We start from the raw sequence: 15,918 nt of genomic DNA, 5'->3' as shown, positions 1-15,918 counted from the left end.
GCCGCCCCCTACGCCTCGGCGGGCAGAGCCGTCACCGGCGCCGGCGCGGCCTCGGGTACGGCTACGGAAGCCGTGGCCGAAGCCGCCGCCGGAGCAGCGGCAGGAGCCGGACCGGCGGCCGTGTCCCCCTCCCGCAGCCCCCGCATCAGCAGCCAGTACCCGGCCGCCGCCACCGTGCCCAGCACCCCGGTGGACCCCCACAGCCAGCCCGCGCCGAAGTGGTCGATCACGAACCCCGCCATCAGCGGAGCCACCAGCGAGGCCACCGCCCAGGACAGCGTGTACATGCCCTGGTACCGCCCCCGGCCGTGCACCGGCGACAGCCGCACCACCAGCCCCATCTGGGTCGGCGAGTTCACGATCTCCGCCAGCGTCCACACGCACACCGTCAGCGCGTACGCCCACAGCGGCCCCGCGAACGCCGTCATCGCGAACCCGTACCCCGCCAGCAGCGCCGAGACGACCAGCAGCCGGCGCGGGTCGCGGTGCTCGATGAACCGCGTCACCGGCAGCTGGAGCACCACGACCAGCACCCCGTTCGCCGCGATGACCAGCCCGTAGTCCCCGGGCGAGAACCCGGCCGCGCCCATCGTCACCGGCAGCCCGACCGAACCCTGCGTGAAGATCAGCGAGATCAGGAACGACAGCCCGACCACCCCCATGAACCGGCCGTCGCGCAGCACGGTCCCCAGCCCGACCTCCGGCCCGCCCCGCGCCACCGCGGCCGCGTCCTTCTCCGGCCGCGACTCCGGCAGCTTCAGGAACACCAGCACCGCGCACAGCAGCGTCAGCGCCGCCTCACCCAGGAACCCGGCGAGGTAGCTGTACTCCGCGACCAGCCCCGCCGCCATCGAGCTGATGGCGAAGCCCAGGTTGATGGCCCAGTAGTTCAGCGCGAAGGCCCGCACCCGGTCCTCGGGCCGGACGATGTCCGCCATCATCGCCTGGACCGCCGGACGAGAGGCGTTCGAGGTCATCCCGACCAGCATCGCCACCGCAGCGATCGCCGCCGGGTGCTCCATGAACCCCAGCAGCGCCACCGCCCCGGCCGTCGACACCTGCGCCACCAGCATCGTCGGGCGCCGCCCCAGCCGGTCGGTCATCACCCCCGCGACGAGCGAGGAGACCACCCCGCCGAGCCCGTGCAGCGCGGCCACCAGCCCCGCGAACGAGGCGGAGTACCCGCGGTCGAGCGTCAGGTACAAGGCCATGAAGGTGGCGACGAACGCCCCCAGCCGGTTGACCAGCGTGCTCGCCCACAACCACCAGAACGCGCGCGGCAACCCCGCCACGCTCTCCCGGGCGGACCTCCTCAGACGGCCAACGGACATACGGATTCCCCCGGGTGATGTAAGTGTCGCTGATCCGTCCGGGATGTTACGAGAGAGCTGCCGCCGACCGCCACCCAATTGACGCCGGCCGTCAATCGGACGGCCCACGGGACCGCCCGCGGACCGCGCGCGAGCGCCCTGGCGCGTCCACTACGCTCGTACGCATGGCCGACGCACCGTACAAGCTGATCCTCCTCCGCCACGGCGAGAGCGAATGGAACGCGAAGAACCTGTTCACCGGCTGGGTGGACGTCAACCTCAACGAGAAGGGCGAGAAGGAGGCGGTCCGCGGCGGTGAGCTGCTCAAGGACGCCGGCCTGCTGCCCGACGTCGTGCACACCTCCCTCCAGAAGCGCGCCATCCGCACCGCGCAGCTGGCCCTGGAGGCCGCCGACCGCCACTGGATCCCCGTCCACCGCTCCTGGCGCCTGAACGAGCGCCACTACGGCGCCCTCCAGGGCAAGGACAAGGCCCAGACCCTCGCCGAGTTCGGCGAGGAGCAGTTCATGCTGTGGCGCCGCTCGTACGACACCCCGCCGCCGGCCCTCGAGGACGGCACCGAGTTCTCCCAGTCCGCGGACCCGCGCTACGCCTCCATCCCGCCGGAGCTGCGCCCGCGCACGGAGTGCCTCAAGGACGTCGTCGTCCGCATGCTCCCGTACTGGTACGACTCGATCGTCCCGGACCTCCTCGACGGCCATACCGTCCTGGTCGCCGCGCACGGCAACTCCCTGCGCGCCCTGGTCAAGCACCTGGACGGCATCTCCGACGCCGACATCGCGGGCCTGAACATCCCCACCGGCATCCCGCTCTCCTACGAGCTCGACGCCGATTTCAAGCCCCTCACCCCGGGCGGCACCTACCTCGACCCCCAGGCAGCCGCGGCCGCCATCGAGGCGGTCAAGAACCAGGGCAAGAAGTAACCCGTAAACGGCAGAACAAGCCCCCCACCCGCTGGTTTTCCGGCGTGTGGGGGGCTCTTCGGTTATCGGGGGGTGGCGTCCGAGAGCTGTGGCGGGGGTGGGGCGGCGGGTGGGGCGGGGGGTCTCGTCTCCTCCACGTGGCGGGACAGTACGTCGCCGAAGTGCTGGCGGCGGCGTAGTTCGCGGACGTCCAGGGGGTGCATGCGGCCGACGCCCGACGTGGTCAGGGCGGTGACGCCCGTGCCCAGTACGGAGCAGATCAGCGCGAACCACACGAGGGTGCCTGTCACTGCGGGTCCTCTCCGGTGCAGATGATCGGGGGACGGGGGCTCCCGTGCCCCCGGCGACATCGGCATAACGGGTCGGCATATGCCGGGTTGCGTGTTGTCAGCCGTTTGCCGCCGCGCGCCCTTCTTCCGGCCCGCGCGCCCCCCTCCCGGCTCTTCCGCATCAGGGGCGTGCGGCCCCGGTGTGCGCGCCGCCGTCCGGCTCCCTGTGCGCCCCGGTCACGGCGGGCGTTGGCGCTCGTCCCCGGCCCGTGCGCCGGCCGGGCCCTCACCGCCGCGGGCCGCCCGTGGGCGCAGAAATGATAAAAGGCAGTAGTCAACCTCGCCCGACCGCCGGCCACCATCACCTGGACGGCGCACACCCTCACCGGTATCCGGAGCGTTGGGTGGACTATGACAACAGCAAAACACGCGGCAATGTTTCCTCTGAGCGCGGACAGCGACGTGCGCGACGGTCAGATCCGGGCCGCGAGGGTGGGGAAATGGACATACACGGTCTCGGAGGATCCGGCCCTGGAGAAGGGCGCGACCCTTCGGCATGAGGGGCTGGAGGTCGGACTCCACTACTCGTCCTCGATCTTCGAGGACTTCCTGGACGCGGTGTTCCGGATCCAGACCGAGTTCAACCGAAGGTCCCAGGAGGCCGCACCGCTCAAGGCGCCGGCCGGCGAGCGCTCCGGGCAGACGTCCCGTGTATGAGCGGTACGGCCACTACGCCCCTCAGCCGGAGCCCACGATGTACCTACCGGGGCCGGGGCCGATGCCGGATCAGGAGCAGTACACCCCCTACGGGCAGCCGCTCTTCGGGCAGGCCGGGATGAGTGCGTCCTGGGACCCCTCGGAGGAGCTGGCCCGCCTCTGCCGGGACACCATGGCGCCCGGCCCGGCGGAGCCGCTGGGCCAGGCCGTCTTCGGCCACACCGTCGGTGAGACGGTCAGCGGCGTCGGCCTCGCAGCCGACCTCGCACCGGGCTACGTCCCCGACCTCGCTCCGGGCTACGTCCCCGACCTCGCACCGGGCTTCGTCCCCGGCCTGGCCGACGGCGGGATCCGAGCGGAAGGCGGACACCGCGGACACCGGCGGGGCGGCGCCGCGAAGACGTCGGTGCTGACCCTCCTGCACACCGGCAGTCTGTGCACCGCGGTCCTCGTCGCCGTCATCGCCGCCGTGGTGAGCATCTTCAGCGGTCTGGCCATCTGCGAAGCCCTGCGCCACAGCGCCGGGCCGAGCACCGCGCACGGTGTGTCCAGCTGGTGGCCGCTGCTGATCTACGGGCCCTGGATGGTCGCCTCCCTGTCCATCCTCCGGGCCGCCCTGCACCAACGCCGGGCCCTGCACTCCTGGTCGATCGTCCTGCTGTTCTCCACCCTGGCCACACTGCTCTGCGTGGCGCAGGCGCCGCGCACGTTCGCCGCGGAGGCCGCGGCCACGCTGCCCCCCATCGCCGCGCTGGCCTGCTTCCAGCAACTCGTCCGGCAGATCACGCTGACGCGCCCGCCCCGGCAACCCGCCCCACGGCACCGCAGCCGCCGCCGGCCCGCCCCGCTCCGGCCGCCGGCGCCGGCGGGCAGCCCGGGCGCCGTGCTCCCCGACTACCCCGGGAGGGACCGGAGGGGCTCCGTCGGCGCCCCCGCCGGGTACCGGCTCCGCTACGGCTCATGAAGGGCGCGGGCCCCGGCCGGGCGGGGGCCGGGCGCCCACGGTGTGCCGGGAAGGCCACGGCGGCATCGCGGAGCAGACCGTCGTCGGCGCTCGACGCGATGCGGTCGGGCGTCGCTAACTTCTCGGGCACCTGGGGCCTTTCGGACTTCAACGAACGCGTGCACCACAGGAACGAAGATCCAAACAGATAAGTCACGGGCTGCGCACGGTCTCAGCCCTACGAGTACCACGCCCCTTCATCACTCCCCCTGACAGAGAGGACGACAGCATGACCTACGAGCTCACCCACGCCGAGCGCCTCCGGTACAAGCGGAGCCAGGACGCCGCGTACCAGGCCGGTGAGGAAGCCGTCACCAACCTCCAGGCCGCCCTCGCGCTCGCCGGGCTGACCCTGCCCTCGCTGTACAACGACGGACCGGTCGGCTGCCGGGGCTTCGTCCGGCTCGGGGGATGCAGTGTCGCCCTCGCCAACCGGCTCGCCGAGGTCATCGCCGCGGGGGCCCACGCCCTGGCGGGCGAGCAGCTGTGAGCCCCGTGGCCGGGCCGGTGACCGGTCTGGAGGTCCCCGCGTGAACGAGTGGCCGACCGACCCCTACCGGTTCCCCGGCTTACGGGGCGACGCACCGTACGAGGAGGAAGCCCAAGCCGGGGCTCCCGCGGACGCCTGGCCCGGACTCCTCCCGGAACCCGGCCCCCTCCCCGCCTCCGCCCGCCGGCCGGGAGCCGGCGGGCCGGACCCGGCCGACCGCCGCCGGCTCGACCTGCACGTGTGGCTGACCAGTGCCGGCGTCCGCCCGCACGCCGACGACCCGCACGCCATCGCCGTGCTCTCGACGGTCGACGACACCACCCACGCGGCCCTGCGGCGCTGGATCACCGGCGGTCTGTGACCGGGCACCGGAGCGCTTCCGCTCCCGTGGTCCGCCGCCCGTCCGCGGAAAGCGGGGTACGAATGCCCGCATCAAGGGTCTGACCGGCCATTACGTGGCGGAAGCGGGCGTCCTGGCACCGGCGCGTTGGGCCGAACAGGTGGTGCTCGTCCTCCGGGTGCACGGCCTGTTCGGCCGCGTATGCACAATGCGGTTTGTGAACGCACATCCCACGGTCAGAAGGCGCCGTCTGGGCGCGGAGCTCCGGCAGTTGCGCAAGGCCGCGGGTATGACGTCCACGCAGGCGGCGGGCCACCTGCTGGTGTCGCAGTCCAAGATCAGCCTCATCGAGACCGGCCGCCGTCCCATCAACCCGCGGGACGTGCGCGACCTGTGCCGGCTCTACGGGGTCACCGACCAGGACGTCGTCGACTCGATGATGCGGATGGCGAAGGAATCGGGCCGGCAGGGCTGGTGGGTCTCCTGCGGTGACGTCCCCTACGGGGTCTACATCGGGCTGGAGACGGGGGCCGCCTCCATCCACACGTACGAGCCGCTGGTGATCCCCGGCCTGCTGCAGACCCCCGCGTACGCCGCCGCGCTCATCACCCAGACCGCCCCCCACATCACGCCGGAACAGGCCGCCGTCAGCCTGGAGGTGCGGCTGCGGCGCCAGCACCGGGCACACCACCCGGCCCGCCCCTTCCGGTTATGGGCGGTCCTGGACGAATCCGCGCTGCGCCGCGAGGTCGGCGGCCGTGAGGTCATGCGCGAGCAACTGGAGCACCTGAACACCCTCGGCGCCCAGCCGCACATCACCGTGCAGGTCCTGCCCCACGCCGCCGGAGCCCACGCGGGGCTCCTGGGGCAGTTCTCGATCCTGGGGTTTCCCGACGCCGACGCGGGAGTGGTCTACCTCGAACGCTTCACCAGCGATCTCTATCTGGAGAAGTACACCGACCGCTACCCGTACTACATCCTGTACGACCACCTCCAGGCGCAGGCCCTCAACCCGGAGGAGACACGGCACTTCATCAACGACCTGGTCAAGGCGTTCCCGGGGGAGACGGGACTGCCCGCCCGGGGACGTACCGCGCGGGCGGCCGCGGGTGTCAAGCCCCGAGATGCGGGGGCGTGACGGGCTCACCGCCCCCGGGGCCTACTGGAGACACGGGATCAGCCAGAACCGTGATCCGCTTCCCGACTCCCCGGAGGTCTCCCATGTCCCGCACCCCCCGCTCCCTGCGCCTCGTGCTGCTCACCGCCTCGGCTTCGCTCGCGGCCGGAGGCGTACTGCTCCCGACCGGCGCCTTCGCCGCCGCCCCGGCCACGCCGCACCTGGCTGCCTCCCCGGCGCACGGGCACGGGCACCGTCATCACGGGTCCGAGGAGGGCGACAACAGTGGCAGCGGCGGGCAGGACGCTCCGCCGCCCGCCGACCCCGGCGGGGTGGTTCCCCCCGACCGCTGCGACGACCCGACGACGGCCCCCGGGCTGTGTGTCGACGGCAAGCCGCTGCCCAAGGGCGACGGCCACGTCGTCGTCCCGCAGGGGCCGCCCGTCATCCAGAGCCCCACGGGCAGCGGCACCACCGAACTCGCCGTCTGACCGCGCCACGCAGGCGAAAGGGCCCCGTCCGGTCTTCCCGGACGGGGCCCTCCCCGGCTGCGCGGGCGGCGGGCCGGCCTCAGCCCCCGCACTGGCAGGGAGCGCCGGACTGGCAGCCGCAGCCGCAGCCGGACCCGCAGCCGCAGGCCGCGAGCAGGGGCAGGCGCAGGGGCTCCGGACGGGGCGGCTGCTCCTGCTCCGGGGTGATGGGGACGGGGGATTCGGGCATGGATCCTCCTCGCAGGCGGCGTACGGGACGTCGTAGTGCCTTCGCCTCATTCATGCCCAGCCACACCGGCGCGTCAACGGCGCATTGGGGCGCGGGAAGGACCGGAGCAATCCAGCAGGACGCCCCCGCCCGGACGCCCTCGCTCAGACGCGGCCGCCCAGGCGCGCCCGCTCAGACGCCCTCGACCTGCGTCGGCTGCTGGAGCTCGTCCGCGTGCTCGCCCGTCACCAGGTACACCACGCGCTTGGCCACCGACACCGCGTGGTCGGCGAACCGCTCGTAGTAGCGGCCCAGCAGGGTCACGTCCACGGCGGTCTCGATGCCGTGCTTCCAGCGGTCGTCCATCAGGTGCTGGAAGAGGGTGCGGTGCAGCTGGTCCATCTCGTCGTCGTCCTGCTCCAGCTGGAGCGCCAGGTCCACGTCCTTCGTGATGATGACCTCGGCCGCCTTCGCCATCAGGCGCTGCGCCAGCTGGCCCATCTCCAGGATGGTCGCGTGCAGGTCCCGCGGCACCGCGCGGTCGGGGAAGCGCAGCCGGGCCAGCTTCGCCACGTGCTGCGCGAGGTCGCCGGAGCGCTCCAGGTCGGCGCTCATGCGCAGCGAGGTGACGACGATGCGCAGGTCGGTGGCGACCGGCTGCTGGCGGGCCAGCAGGGCGATGGCGCGGGCCTCCAGGTCGTGCTGGAGGTCGTCGACCTTCTGGTCGGCGGCGATGACGCTCTCGGCGAGCTTCAGGTCGGCGTCCAGCATGGAGGTCGTGGCCCGCCCGATCGCGGAACCGACGAGCCGGGCCATCTCGACCAGGCTCTCTCCGATCGAGTCCAGTTCCTCGTGGTACGCGTCGCGCATGTGTCCTTCTCCTGCCTGCTTGCCTACTACTCGCTCTTACTACTGCTACCGCGTGGTCGGTCCTGCCCCACGGTGACACGTTCGGGTGCCAACGCGTCCGTCTCCGGCATCCCAAATGAATCAGCACCGTCGCCAGGGTGAACTCTGGGCGACGAGTGTTCGAGCTGCCACCCGAACGGCTGGGGAAGTGTCGTAGCACCTGCTTAACCTGGACACATGGACGTGAACGCGGCGGTCGCCGCAGCTGCGGCGATCGCCGGTCTCTGCACCGGTGTCATCGCCATGCTGGCGTTCCGCTGGAGCGAGCGCGACCAAGCCCGCCCCACGAGGAGCTCCATGCGCCCCGACATCAACGCGGTGCTCCCGCCCGGCGTGGACACGGTGCTCTCCGTACTCCGCTCCTCCGCAGTCGTCCTCGACGAGGGGGACGCGGTGGTCAAGGCCAGCTCGGCGGCTTACGCCCTGGGCCTGGTCCGCGGCGGGAAGCTCGCCGTGGAGCCCATGCTCCACATGGCCCGTGACACCCGCCGCGACGGAGAGATACGCCAGATCGAGCTCGACCTGCCCCGGCGCGGCACCGGCCGCGGCGAGGCCCTCGCCGTCTCCGCCCGCGTGGCGCCGCTGGGCTCCCGCCTGGTGCTGCTGCTGGTCGAGGACCTCACCGAGGCGCGCCGTATCGAAGCGGTGCGCCGTGACTTCGTCGCGAACGTCTCGCACGAGCTGAAGACCCCGGTCGGCGCGATCTCCCTGCTGTCCGAGGCGGTGATGGACGCCGCGGACGACCCCGAGGCGGTCAGCCGCTTCGCGGGCCGCATGCAGATCGAGGCCACCCGCCTGATCAACCTCGTCCAGGAGCTCATCGACCTCTCCCGGGTGCAGAACGACGACCCGCTGGAGGACGCCGAGCCCGTACGGGTGGACACGCTGGTGGCGGAGGCCATCGACCGCTGCCGCCACACGGCCACCTCCAAGCAGATCACCATGGCCGCCGGAGGCACCGCCGACCTGCGCGTCTGGGGCAACCGCGGCCAGCTGGCCGCCGCCCTCGGCAACCTGGTGGAGAACGCCGTCAACTACAGCCCGGCCCGCACCCGGGTCGGGATCGCCGCCCGCCGGGTGACCGCGCCGGGCGGGGACCTGATCGAGATAGCCGTGACCGACCAGGGCATCGGCATCCCCGAGAAGGACCGCGAACGCATCTTCGAGCGCTTCTACCGGGTGGACCCGGCCCGCTCCCGCGCGACCGGCGGAACCGGCCTGGGCCTCGCCATCGTCAAGCACGTGGCGGCCTCGCACGGCGGGGAGGTGTCGGTGTGGAGCTCCGAGGGCCAGGGCTCCACGTTCACCCTGCGGCTCCCCGAGGCGGCCGCCCCGGCTCCGTCGCCCGCGCCCGGCACCACGACACCCCTGCCCGATCCAGAACCAGCCGTCCCCTCCCCGGAGGTCCTTCCGTGACCCGAGTGCTCGTCGTCGAGGATGAGGAATCCTTCAGCGACGCCCTGTCCTACATGCTCCGCAAGGAAGGCTTCGAGGTCGCGATCGCCGCGACGGGGCCCGACGGGCTCGACGAGTTCGAGCGCAACGGCGCCGACCTCGTCCTCCTGGACCTGATGCTGCCCGGCCTGCCGGGCACGGAGGTCTGCCGGCAGCTGCGCGGCCGCTCCAACGTCCCCGTGATCATGGTGACCGCCAAGGACAGCGAGATCGACAAGGTCGTCGGGCTGGAGATAGGAGCCGACGACTACGTCACCAAGCCCTTCTCCTCCCGCGAGCTCGTCGCCCGCATCCGCGCGGTCCTGCGCCGCCGCGGCGAGCCGGAGGAGGTCACCCCGGCGGCGCTGGAGGCCGGTCCGGTACGGATGGACGTGGACCGGCACGTGGTCACCGTCGGCGGGGCCAAGGTGGACCTGCCGCTCAAGGAGTTCGACCTGCTGGAGATGCTGCTGCGCAACGCGGGCCGCGTGCTGACCCGTATGCAGCTGATCGACCGGGTGTGGGGCGCGGACTACGTCGGCGACACCAAGACCCTCGACGTCCACGTCAAGCGCCTGCGCGCCAAGATCGAGCCGGACCCGGGCGCTCCGCGCTACCTGGTCACGGTCCGCGGCCTGGGCTACAAGTTCGAGCCGTAGCCCTGCCGGGCGTGAAAAGGGGAAGGGGACCCGGCCGCGATGCGGCTGGGGCCCCTTCTTCTCGTCCGGCGGCGCGGTGCTCCCGCGTCGCCGGGCGTGCGCCGTGTCAGTGGCCGGCCGCGTGCGACGCCGAGGCCGAGGGGGAGCCCGACGGGGCGCCCGAGGGCGCGGTGGACGGGGAGCCGGAGGGGCTGCCCGACGGGGCGGGGGAGGAGGAGCCCGACGGGGCCGGGGTGGCGCCGGCGGCGGGGGCCTCGGTGGGGCCGAAGCCGGCGTACATACCGGCGGCGGGGACCACGTAGGCGTCCAGCTTCACGTCACCGGCGGTGCTGAGCTGGAAGGTCATCTCCTGCACGTTGCCGTCCTGGATGGCCTCGCGGCCACCCTCGACGACGGCGGAGGCGTTGCCCTTGCCGCCGATGACCACGGAGCCGCCGGCGGGCACGGTGATCTTGCCGGCTCCCTCGGCGCCCTTCAGGGTCACCTTGGACTTGCCACCCGCCAGGGTGATCGCGTCCAGGGTCTGGTCCTTGTCGCCGGAGTTGAAGACGGTCGCCGAGACGGCGGCCGGGCCCTTCTTCTCCTTGCCGCCCTTGGTGATCACCAGGGCGTTCTGGACCTTGATGGCGCCCTTGGTGACGGCGGCGTTGTCCGGCTTGATCTGGAGAGTCTGCGCGTCGTTGCCCGCGCCGCACGCGGCAAGCGAGGCGAGCGAGAACACTACGGCGGAAGCGGCGAGGGCGCCGCGTCGAAGGCTGCGGCTCACGGCGGCGGCAACTCCTTGGACGTACGGACGGGAGGATGGGGCCTCGGAGCGGCCGAGGTAAAGCCGCCCTAAGGGTGTGTCAGCGGGCTTAGGTTACCGAGCCGCCACCCCGCCCCCGCACCCGACCCTCCGCAGTGCGGGCACCGCGCCGCACGGGTGCGCGATCTTGCATTCCGCTATGCCGCCGGACGGCCCCGCGATGATCGAATTCAGGCATTCCCCCGAACGCCGGTCCGTGATCAATTCGGGATTGGGCCGGAACCGCTCCGTACGCGTGGCCGCCAGTCGAACGGAGTACGTCGTTTTCCTGTCCTGGAACCCGGCAAAACGGGACGTACGTCACACTGATGGGCCTGCGCTCCCGGTGTAACGTGGCCGTTTCGCCCGGTCCGCACAGCGCCTCCGACCTGCGAATACCCCCCTCCGGAACCCTTCCGCAGCACGTTCGTGTCGCTGTTGTCAAGCCCCGAGAGGTGCCCTGACCTGCGAAAACGCCATTCATAACAGTCAGTTCTCGTGTTACCCTGGATAGCCACGGAAGGGGTACCTGTCACATGACGTTCAAGGTTGGCGACACCGTGGTCTATCCCCATCACGGGGCCGCGCTGATCGAGGCCATCGAAACTCGCCAGATCAAAGGCGTGGACAAGACCTACTTGGTGCTCAAGGTCGCCCAGGGCGACCTGACGGTTCGTGTGCCTGCGGACAATGCGGAGTTCGTCGGTGTTCGCGACGTAGTCGGCCAGGACGGGCTGGACCGGGTCTTCGAGGTGCTCCGCGCACCTTACGCAGAAGAGCCCACGAACTGGTCCCGTCGCTACAAGGCGAATCTGGAGAAGCTCGCTTCGGGCGATGTCATCAAGGTCGCCGAAGTGGTGCGTGACCTGTGGCGTCGCGAGCGTGAGCGTGGGCTTTCCGCCGGTGAGAAGCGGATGCTCGCGAAGGCGCGGCAGATTCTGGTGAGCGAGCTGGCGCTCGCCGAAAACACGAACGAGGACAAGGCCGAGGCCCTCCTCGACGAGGTTCTCGCGTCCTGACGCTCGAACCGAAACCGATCACAGTGTGCCGCGGTGCCCGATGACACGCCCTCTCCTCCACGGGAGGGCTGTTGCCGGGCGCTGCGGCATGTCTGCGTCCGCACACTCCGCACGTTCCTTGCGCGCCGGGTCCGGGCAGCCGGCTCGACCGGTCGTCACGGAAGGGGCGAGGGCGTCGCACCCGGCACCCCTCAGGCCATACCCATGTCGGCCGAAGTCACAAACCTGGCTCGGAGCTACTGATGTCTGACGAATCCCGCCCCCACCGCACCGCCGCGGTGATCCCGGCCGCCGGCCGGGGGGTACGCCTCGGCCCCGGCGCCCCCAAGGCCCTGCGGGCCCTCGGCGGGACACCGATGCTGGTCCACGCCGTCCGCGCCATGGCCCGCTCCCGCGCGGTGTCCGTCGTCGTGGTCGTCGCCCCGCCCGCCGAGGCCACCGAGGTGCGCCACCTGCTGGACGAGCACCCGCTGTCCGACCGCACCGAGATCCTCGTCGTCCCCGGCGGTGACACCCGCCAGGAATCCGTGCGGGCCGGCCTGGACGCCCTCCCGGCCGACGTCACCTCCGTCCTCATCCACGACGCGGCCCGCCCGCTGGTCCCCGTCGACACCGTGGACGCCGTCGTCGAGGCCGTCCGCGACGGCGCGCCCGCCGTCGTCCCCGCCCTGCCGCTGGCCGACACCGTCAAGGAGGTCGAGCCCGGCAGGCCCGGCGAGCCCGAGCCCGTCCTCGGCACCCCCGAGCGGTCCCGGCTGCGCGCCGTGCAGACCCCGCAGGGCTTCGACCTCAAGACGCTGCGGCACGCGCACGAGACCATCGCCGTCGCCGGCGAGGGTGCCACCGACGACGCCGGCCTGGTGGAACGCACGGGGGTCACCGTCGTGGTCGTCCCCGGCCACGAGGAGGCGTTCAAGGTCACCCGCCCGCTCGACCTGGTCCTCGCCGAGGCCGTACTCGCCCGCAGGAGGGCCACCGATGCCTACTAGTCCCGGCCCCGCCGCCCCCCTGATCCCGCTCGTCGGGATCGGCACCGACGTCCACGCCTTCGAGACCGGGCGCGAGCTGTGGTGCGCCGGCCTGCTGTGGGAGGGCGAGGACGGTCTCGCCGGGCACTCCGACGGCGACGTCGCCGCGCACGCCGCCTGCGACGCCCTCTTCTCGGCCGCCGGCGTCGGCGACCTCGGAGCGCACTTCGGCACCTCCCGCCCCGAGTGGTCCGGCGCCGCCGGCGTCACCCTGCTGGCGGAGGCGGCCCGTATCGTCCGCGCCGAGGGCTTCGAGATCGGCAACATCGCGATCCAGGTGATCGGCGTACGCCCGAAGATCGGCAAACGGCGCGAAGAAGCACAGAAGGCGCTCGCGGCCGCCGCGGGCGCCCCCGTCTCCGTCTCCGGCACCACCACCGACGGACTCGGCCTCACCGGCCGCGCCGAGGGCCTCGCCGCCATCGCCACCGCCCTCGTCTACCGGGCGGAGCGGACGGAACGGACGGAGCCGGCGCGGCCCACGGAGCCGGCGCGGCCGTGACGGATGTCAGGCCGCCGATGACGGATGTCACCTCTTCGGCAACAAAGCGTCCCCGCGACCTCAAACGGTCGCGGGGCACTGCCGCACGCGCACTACCCTGGATGCCGTGACTATTCGCCTGTACGACACCAGCGCCCGGCAGATCCGCGACTTCACCCCGCTCACGCCGGGCTGCGTCTCGATCTACCTCTGCGGTGCCACCGTCCAGGCGGCGCCGCACATCGGGCACATCCGCTCCGGCCTCAACTTCGACATCCTGCGCCGCTGGTTCAGCTACCGCGGCTACGACGTCACCTTCATCCGCAACGTCACCGACATCGACGACAAGATCATCGCCAAGTCGGCGGAGCAGGGCCGTCCCTGGTGGTCCATCGGCTACGAGAACGAGCGCGCCTTCAACGACGGCTACACCGCACTCGGCTGCCTGCCGCCCACCTACGAGCCCCGCGCCACCGGCCACATCACCGAGATGGTCGAGATGATGCGCGGCCTCATCGAGCGCGGCCACGCGTACGAGGCCGACGGCAACGTCTACTTCGACGTGCGCTCCTTCCCCGGCTACCTGGAGCTGTCCAACCAGGAGCTCGACAACCTCCTCCAGCCCTCCGGCGAGGGCGAGACGGGCAAGCGCGACCCCCGCGACTTCGCCATGTGGAAGGCCGTCAAGCCCGGCGAGCCCTCCTGGGAGACCCCCTGGGGCCGCGGCCGTCCCGGCTGGCACCTCGAATGCTCCGCCATGGCGCACAAGTACCTCGGCCGGGCCTTCGACATCCACGGCGGCGGCCTGGACCTGATCTTCCCGCACCACGAGAACGAGATCGCCCAGGCCAAGGGGTTCGGCGACGAGTTCGCCGCCTTCTGGATGCACAACGCCTGGGTCACCATGTCCGGCGAGAAGATGTCCAAGTCGCTGGGCAACTCGGTGCTCGTCTCCGAGATGGTCAGGCAGTGGCGCCCGATCGTCCTGCGCTACTACCTCGGCACCCCGCACTACCGCTCGATGATCGAGTACAGCGAGGAGGCGCTGCGCGAGGCCGAGTCCGCGTTCGCGCGGATCGAGGGCTTCTGCCAGCGCGTGGTGGAGAAGGCGGGCGGGCCCGTCGAGCCGGCCGCCGAGGTGCCCCCGGCCTTCGCCGAGGCGATGGACGACGACCTGGGCGTCCCCCAGGCCCTCGCGATCGTCCACACCACCGTCCGCCAGGGCAACAGCGCGCTCGCCGCCGACGACAAGGACGGGGCCATCGCCCGCCTCGCCGAGGTGCGGGCCATGCTGGGCGTCCTCGGCCTGGACCCGCTCGACCCCCAGTGGGCCGGCGAGACCGACCGGGGCGAGGAACTGCACGGAGCCGTCGACACCCTCGTACGCCTCGTCCTGGACCAGCGCGAGTCCGCCCGGGCCCGCAAGGACTGGGCGACCGCCGACGCCATCCGCGACCAGCTCCAGCAGTCCGGCCTGGTCATCGAGGACAGCCCCACCGGCCCGCGCTGGACGCTCGGCCCGCGCTGATCCGGACCCGCCCGGGCCCGTTCCGCAACCGGACCGGACCCGCTCGGACCAGCGCCGTTGTGCCGCCCGGCCATCCGGGCGGCACACTCTTCATACGTACATATCGCAGCACGAACGAAACAGGTAGAGGTCATGGCCGGTAACAGCCAGCGCAGGAACCGCCGCACGTCCAACAAGAAGGGCGCTACGGTCGGCAGCGGTGGCCAGCGGCGCCGGGGCCTGGAAGGCAAGGGCCCCACCCCCAAGGCGGAGGACCGCAAGGGCCACAAGGCGTTCCGCGTCTCCAACGCCATGGCCCGCCAGGCCGCCAAGCGCCGCCCCGCCCCCCGCCGCGGCGGCCCCAAGGGCGCCAGCGAGATGGTCGTCGGCCGCAACCCGGTCTTCGAGGCCCTGCGCGACGGCGTCCCCGCCACCACCCTCTACGTGCAGCAGTTCATCGACAACGACGAGCGCGTCCGCGACGCCCTCAAGCTCGCCGGCGAGCGCGGCAACATCAACCTGATGGAAGCCCCGCGCCCCGAGCTCGACCGGATGACCAACGGCCTCAACCACCAGGGCCTCGTCCTCCAGGTCCCGCCGTACGAGTACGCGCACCCCGAGGACCTCACCGACGCCGCCTACGACAACGGCGAGGACCCCCTCATCGTCGCCCTCGACGGCGTCACCGACCCGCGCAACCTCGGCGCGATCGTCCGCTCCGTCTCCGCCTTCGGCGGCCACGGCGTGGTCATCCCCGAGCGCCGCGCGGCCGGCATGACCGCCGGCGCGTGGAAGACCTCCGCCGGCACCGCCGCCCGGACCCCGGTCTCGCGCGTCACCAACCTGACCCGCGCCCTCCAGGAGTACAAGAAGGCCGGCATCGCCATCGTCGGCCTCGCCGCCGAAGGCACCCACGAGGTCCAGGACCTGGAGGCCCTCGCCGGCCCCGTCGTCATCGTCGTCGGCTCCGAGGGCAAGGGCCTCGGCCGCCTCGTCGGCGAGAACTGCGACTTCCTCGTCCGCATCCCCATGCCGGGCGGCGCCGAGTCCCTCAACGCCGGTGTCGCCGCGGGCGTCGTCCTCTACGAGGCCGCCCGCCGCCGCGCCGCCCGAGGCCGCGTCTGACCTGCCGCCGTACGGGCCGCACCGGGGCGGCCCGCTTGATCCAACCGGCCCACGGAACGTGACCCGTGAGCGTGTCGCCCCGC

General features: G+C 72.1%; 19 protein-coding genes. 14 read left to right on the top strand and 5 right to left on the bottom strand.

Annotated elements, in window-relative coordinates; translation table 11 throughout:
- Positions 1-8 precede the first annotated feature (8 nt).
- Positions 9-1,331 carry an MFS transporter gene (locus ABZ716_RS18845; RefSeq protein WP_358960150.1) on the bottom strand — a complete coding sequence of 441 codons (1,323 nt, stop codon included), beginning with the start codon at positions 1,329-1,331 and terminating at the stop codon, positions 9-11.
- A gap of 164 nt (positions 1,332-1,495) precedes the next feature.
- Here ABZ716_RS18845 and ABZ716_RS18840 point away from each other — a divergent pair, with 164 nt between their 5' ends.
- Positions 1,496-2,254: a phosphoglyceromutase gene (locus ABZ716_RS18840; protein WP_358813086.1), complete on the top strand. Its 759-nt coding sequence runs from the start codon at positions 1,496-1,498 to the stop codon at positions 2,252-2,254.
- 62 nt (positions 2,255-2,316) lie between these two features.
- Here the strand turns inward: ABZ716_RS18840 and ABZ716_RS18835 are convergent, their stop codons facing one another.
- Positions 2,317-2,544, bottom strand: a complete 228-nt coding sequence (locus tag ABZ716_RS18835) for a hypothetical protein (RefSeq protein WP_358960147.1) — start codon at positions 2,542-2,544, stop codon at positions 2,317-2,319.
- Between the two features lie 471 nt (positions 2,545-3,015).
- Here ABZ716_RS18835 and ABZ716_RS18830 point away from each other — a divergent pair, with 471 nt between their 5' ends.
- The 6 genes from ABZ716_RS18830 to ABZ716_RS18805 all read left to right on the top strand — a co-directional run bounded on the left by ABZ716_RS18830 (position 3,016) and on the right by ABZ716_RS18805 (position 6,681).
- Positions 3,016-3,240, top strand: coding sequence for a hypothetical protein (locus ABZ716_RS18830; RefSeq protein WP_358960144.1), 225 nt, complete (start codon positions 3,016-3,018; stop codon positions 3,238-3,240).
- 61 nt (positions 3,241-3,301) lie between these two features.
- The gene (locus ABZ716_RS18825; protein WP_358960142.1) at positions 3,302-4,204 is read left to right on the top strand and encodes a DUF2637 domain-containing protein; all 903 of its coding nucleotides are present in this window, start codon (positions 3,302-3,304) and stop codon (positions 4,202-4,204) included.
- A gap of 268 nt (positions 4,205-4,472) precedes the next feature.
- The gene (locus ABZ716_RS18820) at positions 4,473-4,733 is read left to right on the top strand and encodes a hypothetical protein (protein ID WP_358813090.1); all 261 of its coding nucleotides are present in this window, start codon (positions 4,473-4,475) and stop codon (positions 4,731-4,733) included.
- Between the two features lie 40 nt (positions 4,734-4,773).
- Complete coding sequence (locus tag ABZ716_RS18815) at positions 4,774-5,094, top strand: hypothetical protein (RefSeq protein WP_358960140.1); 321 nt, start codon at positions 4,774-4,776, stop codon at positions 5,092-5,094.
- Between the two features lie 187 nt (positions 5,095-5,281).
- Entirely contained in the window at positions 5,282-6,211 is a 930-nt protein-coding gene (locus tag ABZ716_RS18810; RefSeq protein WP_358960137.1) for a helix-turn-helix transcriptional regulator, read from the top strand.
- An 83-nt stretch (positions 6,212-6,294) separates the two neighbouring features.
- Positions 6,295-6,681, top strand: a complete 387-nt coding sequence (locus ABZ716_RS18805) for a hypothetical protein (RefSeq protein WP_358960135.1) — start codon at positions 6,295-6,297, stop codon at positions 6,679-6,681.
- 79 nt (positions 6,682-6,760) lie between these two features.
- Here the strand turns inward: ABZ716_RS18805 and ABZ716_RS18800 are convergent, their stop codons facing one another.
- Complete coding sequence (locus ABZ716_RS18800; RefSeq protein ID WP_351889844.1) at positions 6,761-6,910, bottom strand: hypothetical protein; 150 nt, start codon at positions 6,908-6,910, stop codon at positions 6,761-6,763.
- A gap of 171 nt (positions 6,911-7,081) precedes the next feature.
- On the bottom strand, positions 7,082-7,759 hold the full coding sequence (gene phoU / locus ABZ716_RS18795; RefSeq protein ID WP_344162630.1) for a phosphate signaling complex protein PhoU: 678 nt from the start codon (positions 7,757-7,759) through the stop codon (positions 7,082-7,084).
- Positions 7,760-7,975: 216 nt separating this feature from the next.
- Between phoU and ABZ716_RS18790 the strand changes: the two genes are divergently transcribed.
- Both ABZ716_RS18790 and ABZ716_RS18785 read left to right on the top strand, forming a co-directional pair.
- Entirely contained in the window at positions 7,976-9,214 is a 1,239-nt protein-coding gene (locus tag ABZ716_RS18790) for an ATP-binding protein (RefSeq protein ID WP_358813094.1), read from the top strand.
- Entirely contained in the window at positions 9,211-9,891 is a 681-nt protein-coding gene (locus ABZ716_RS18785; protein WP_042813788.1) for a response regulator transcription factor, read from the top strand. The genes ABZ716_RS18790 and ABZ716_RS18785 overlap by 4 nt, the downstream gene beginning before the upstream one ends.
- Before the next feature lie 106 nt (positions 9,892-9,997).
- Here the strand turns inward: ABZ716_RS18785 and ABZ716_RS18780 are convergent, their stop codons facing one another.
- Positions 9,998-10,657 carry a DUF461 domain-containing protein gene (locus ABZ716_RS18780; RefSeq protein ID WP_358960132.1) on the bottom strand — a complete coding sequence of 220 codons (660 nt, stop codon included), beginning with the start codon at positions 10,655-10,657 and terminating at the stop codon, positions 9,998-10,000.
- 554 nt (positions 10,658-11,211) lie between these two features.
- Between ABZ716_RS18780 and ABZ716_RS18775 the strand changes: the two genes are divergently transcribed.
- From ABZ716_RS18775 to rlmB, 5 genes are all read left to right on the top strand, one after another.
- Positions 11,212-11,694: a CarD family transcriptional regulator gene (locus tag ABZ716_RS18775; RefSeq protein WP_003953493.1), complete on the top strand. Its 483-nt coding sequence runs from the start codon at positions 11,212-11,214 to the stop codon at positions 11,692-11,694.
- A 242-nt stretch (positions 11,695-11,936) separates the two neighbouring features.
- Positions 11,937-12,683: a 2-C-methyl-D-erythritol 4-phosphate cytidylyltransferase gene (gene ispD / locus ABZ716_RS18770; protein WP_358813096.1), complete on the top strand. Its 747-nt coding sequence runs from the start codon at positions 11,937-11,939 to the stop codon at positions 12,681-12,683.
- Positions 12,673-13,224, top strand: coding sequence for a 2-C-methyl-D-erythritol 2,4-cyclodiphosphate synthase (gene ispF, locus ABZ716_RS18765; protein WP_358813097.1), 552 nt, complete (start codon positions 12,673-12,675; stop codon positions 13,222-13,224). The genes ispD and ispF overlap by 11 nt, the downstream gene beginning before the upstream one ends.
- A 106-nt stretch (positions 13,225-13,330) precedes the next feature.
- A complete protein-coding gene (gene cysS / locus ABZ716_RS18760; RefSeq protein ID WP_351889856.1) occupies positions 13,331-14,731 on the top strand; it encodes a cysteine--tRNA ligase in 1,401 nt (466 codons plus the stop codon).
- Positions 14,732-14,863: 132 nt separating this feature from the next.
- Positions 14,864-15,835: a 23S rRNA (guanosine(2251)-2'-O)-methyltransferase RlmB gene (rlmB, locus tag ABZ716_RS18755; protein ID WP_358813098.1), complete on the top strand. Its 972-nt coding sequence runs from the start codon at positions 14,864-14,866 to the stop codon at positions 15,833-15,835.
- Positions 15,836-15,918 lie beyond the last annotated feature (83 nt).

Source organism: Streptomyces sp. NPDC006687 (assembly GCF_040636215.1).
Taxonomy (GTDB): domain Bacteria; phylum Actinomycetota; class Actinomycetes; order Streptomycetales; family Streptomycetaceae; genus Streptomyces.
Note: the sequence above shows the minus strand (reverse complement) of the source record. Positions and strands in the feature narration are given on the sequence as shown.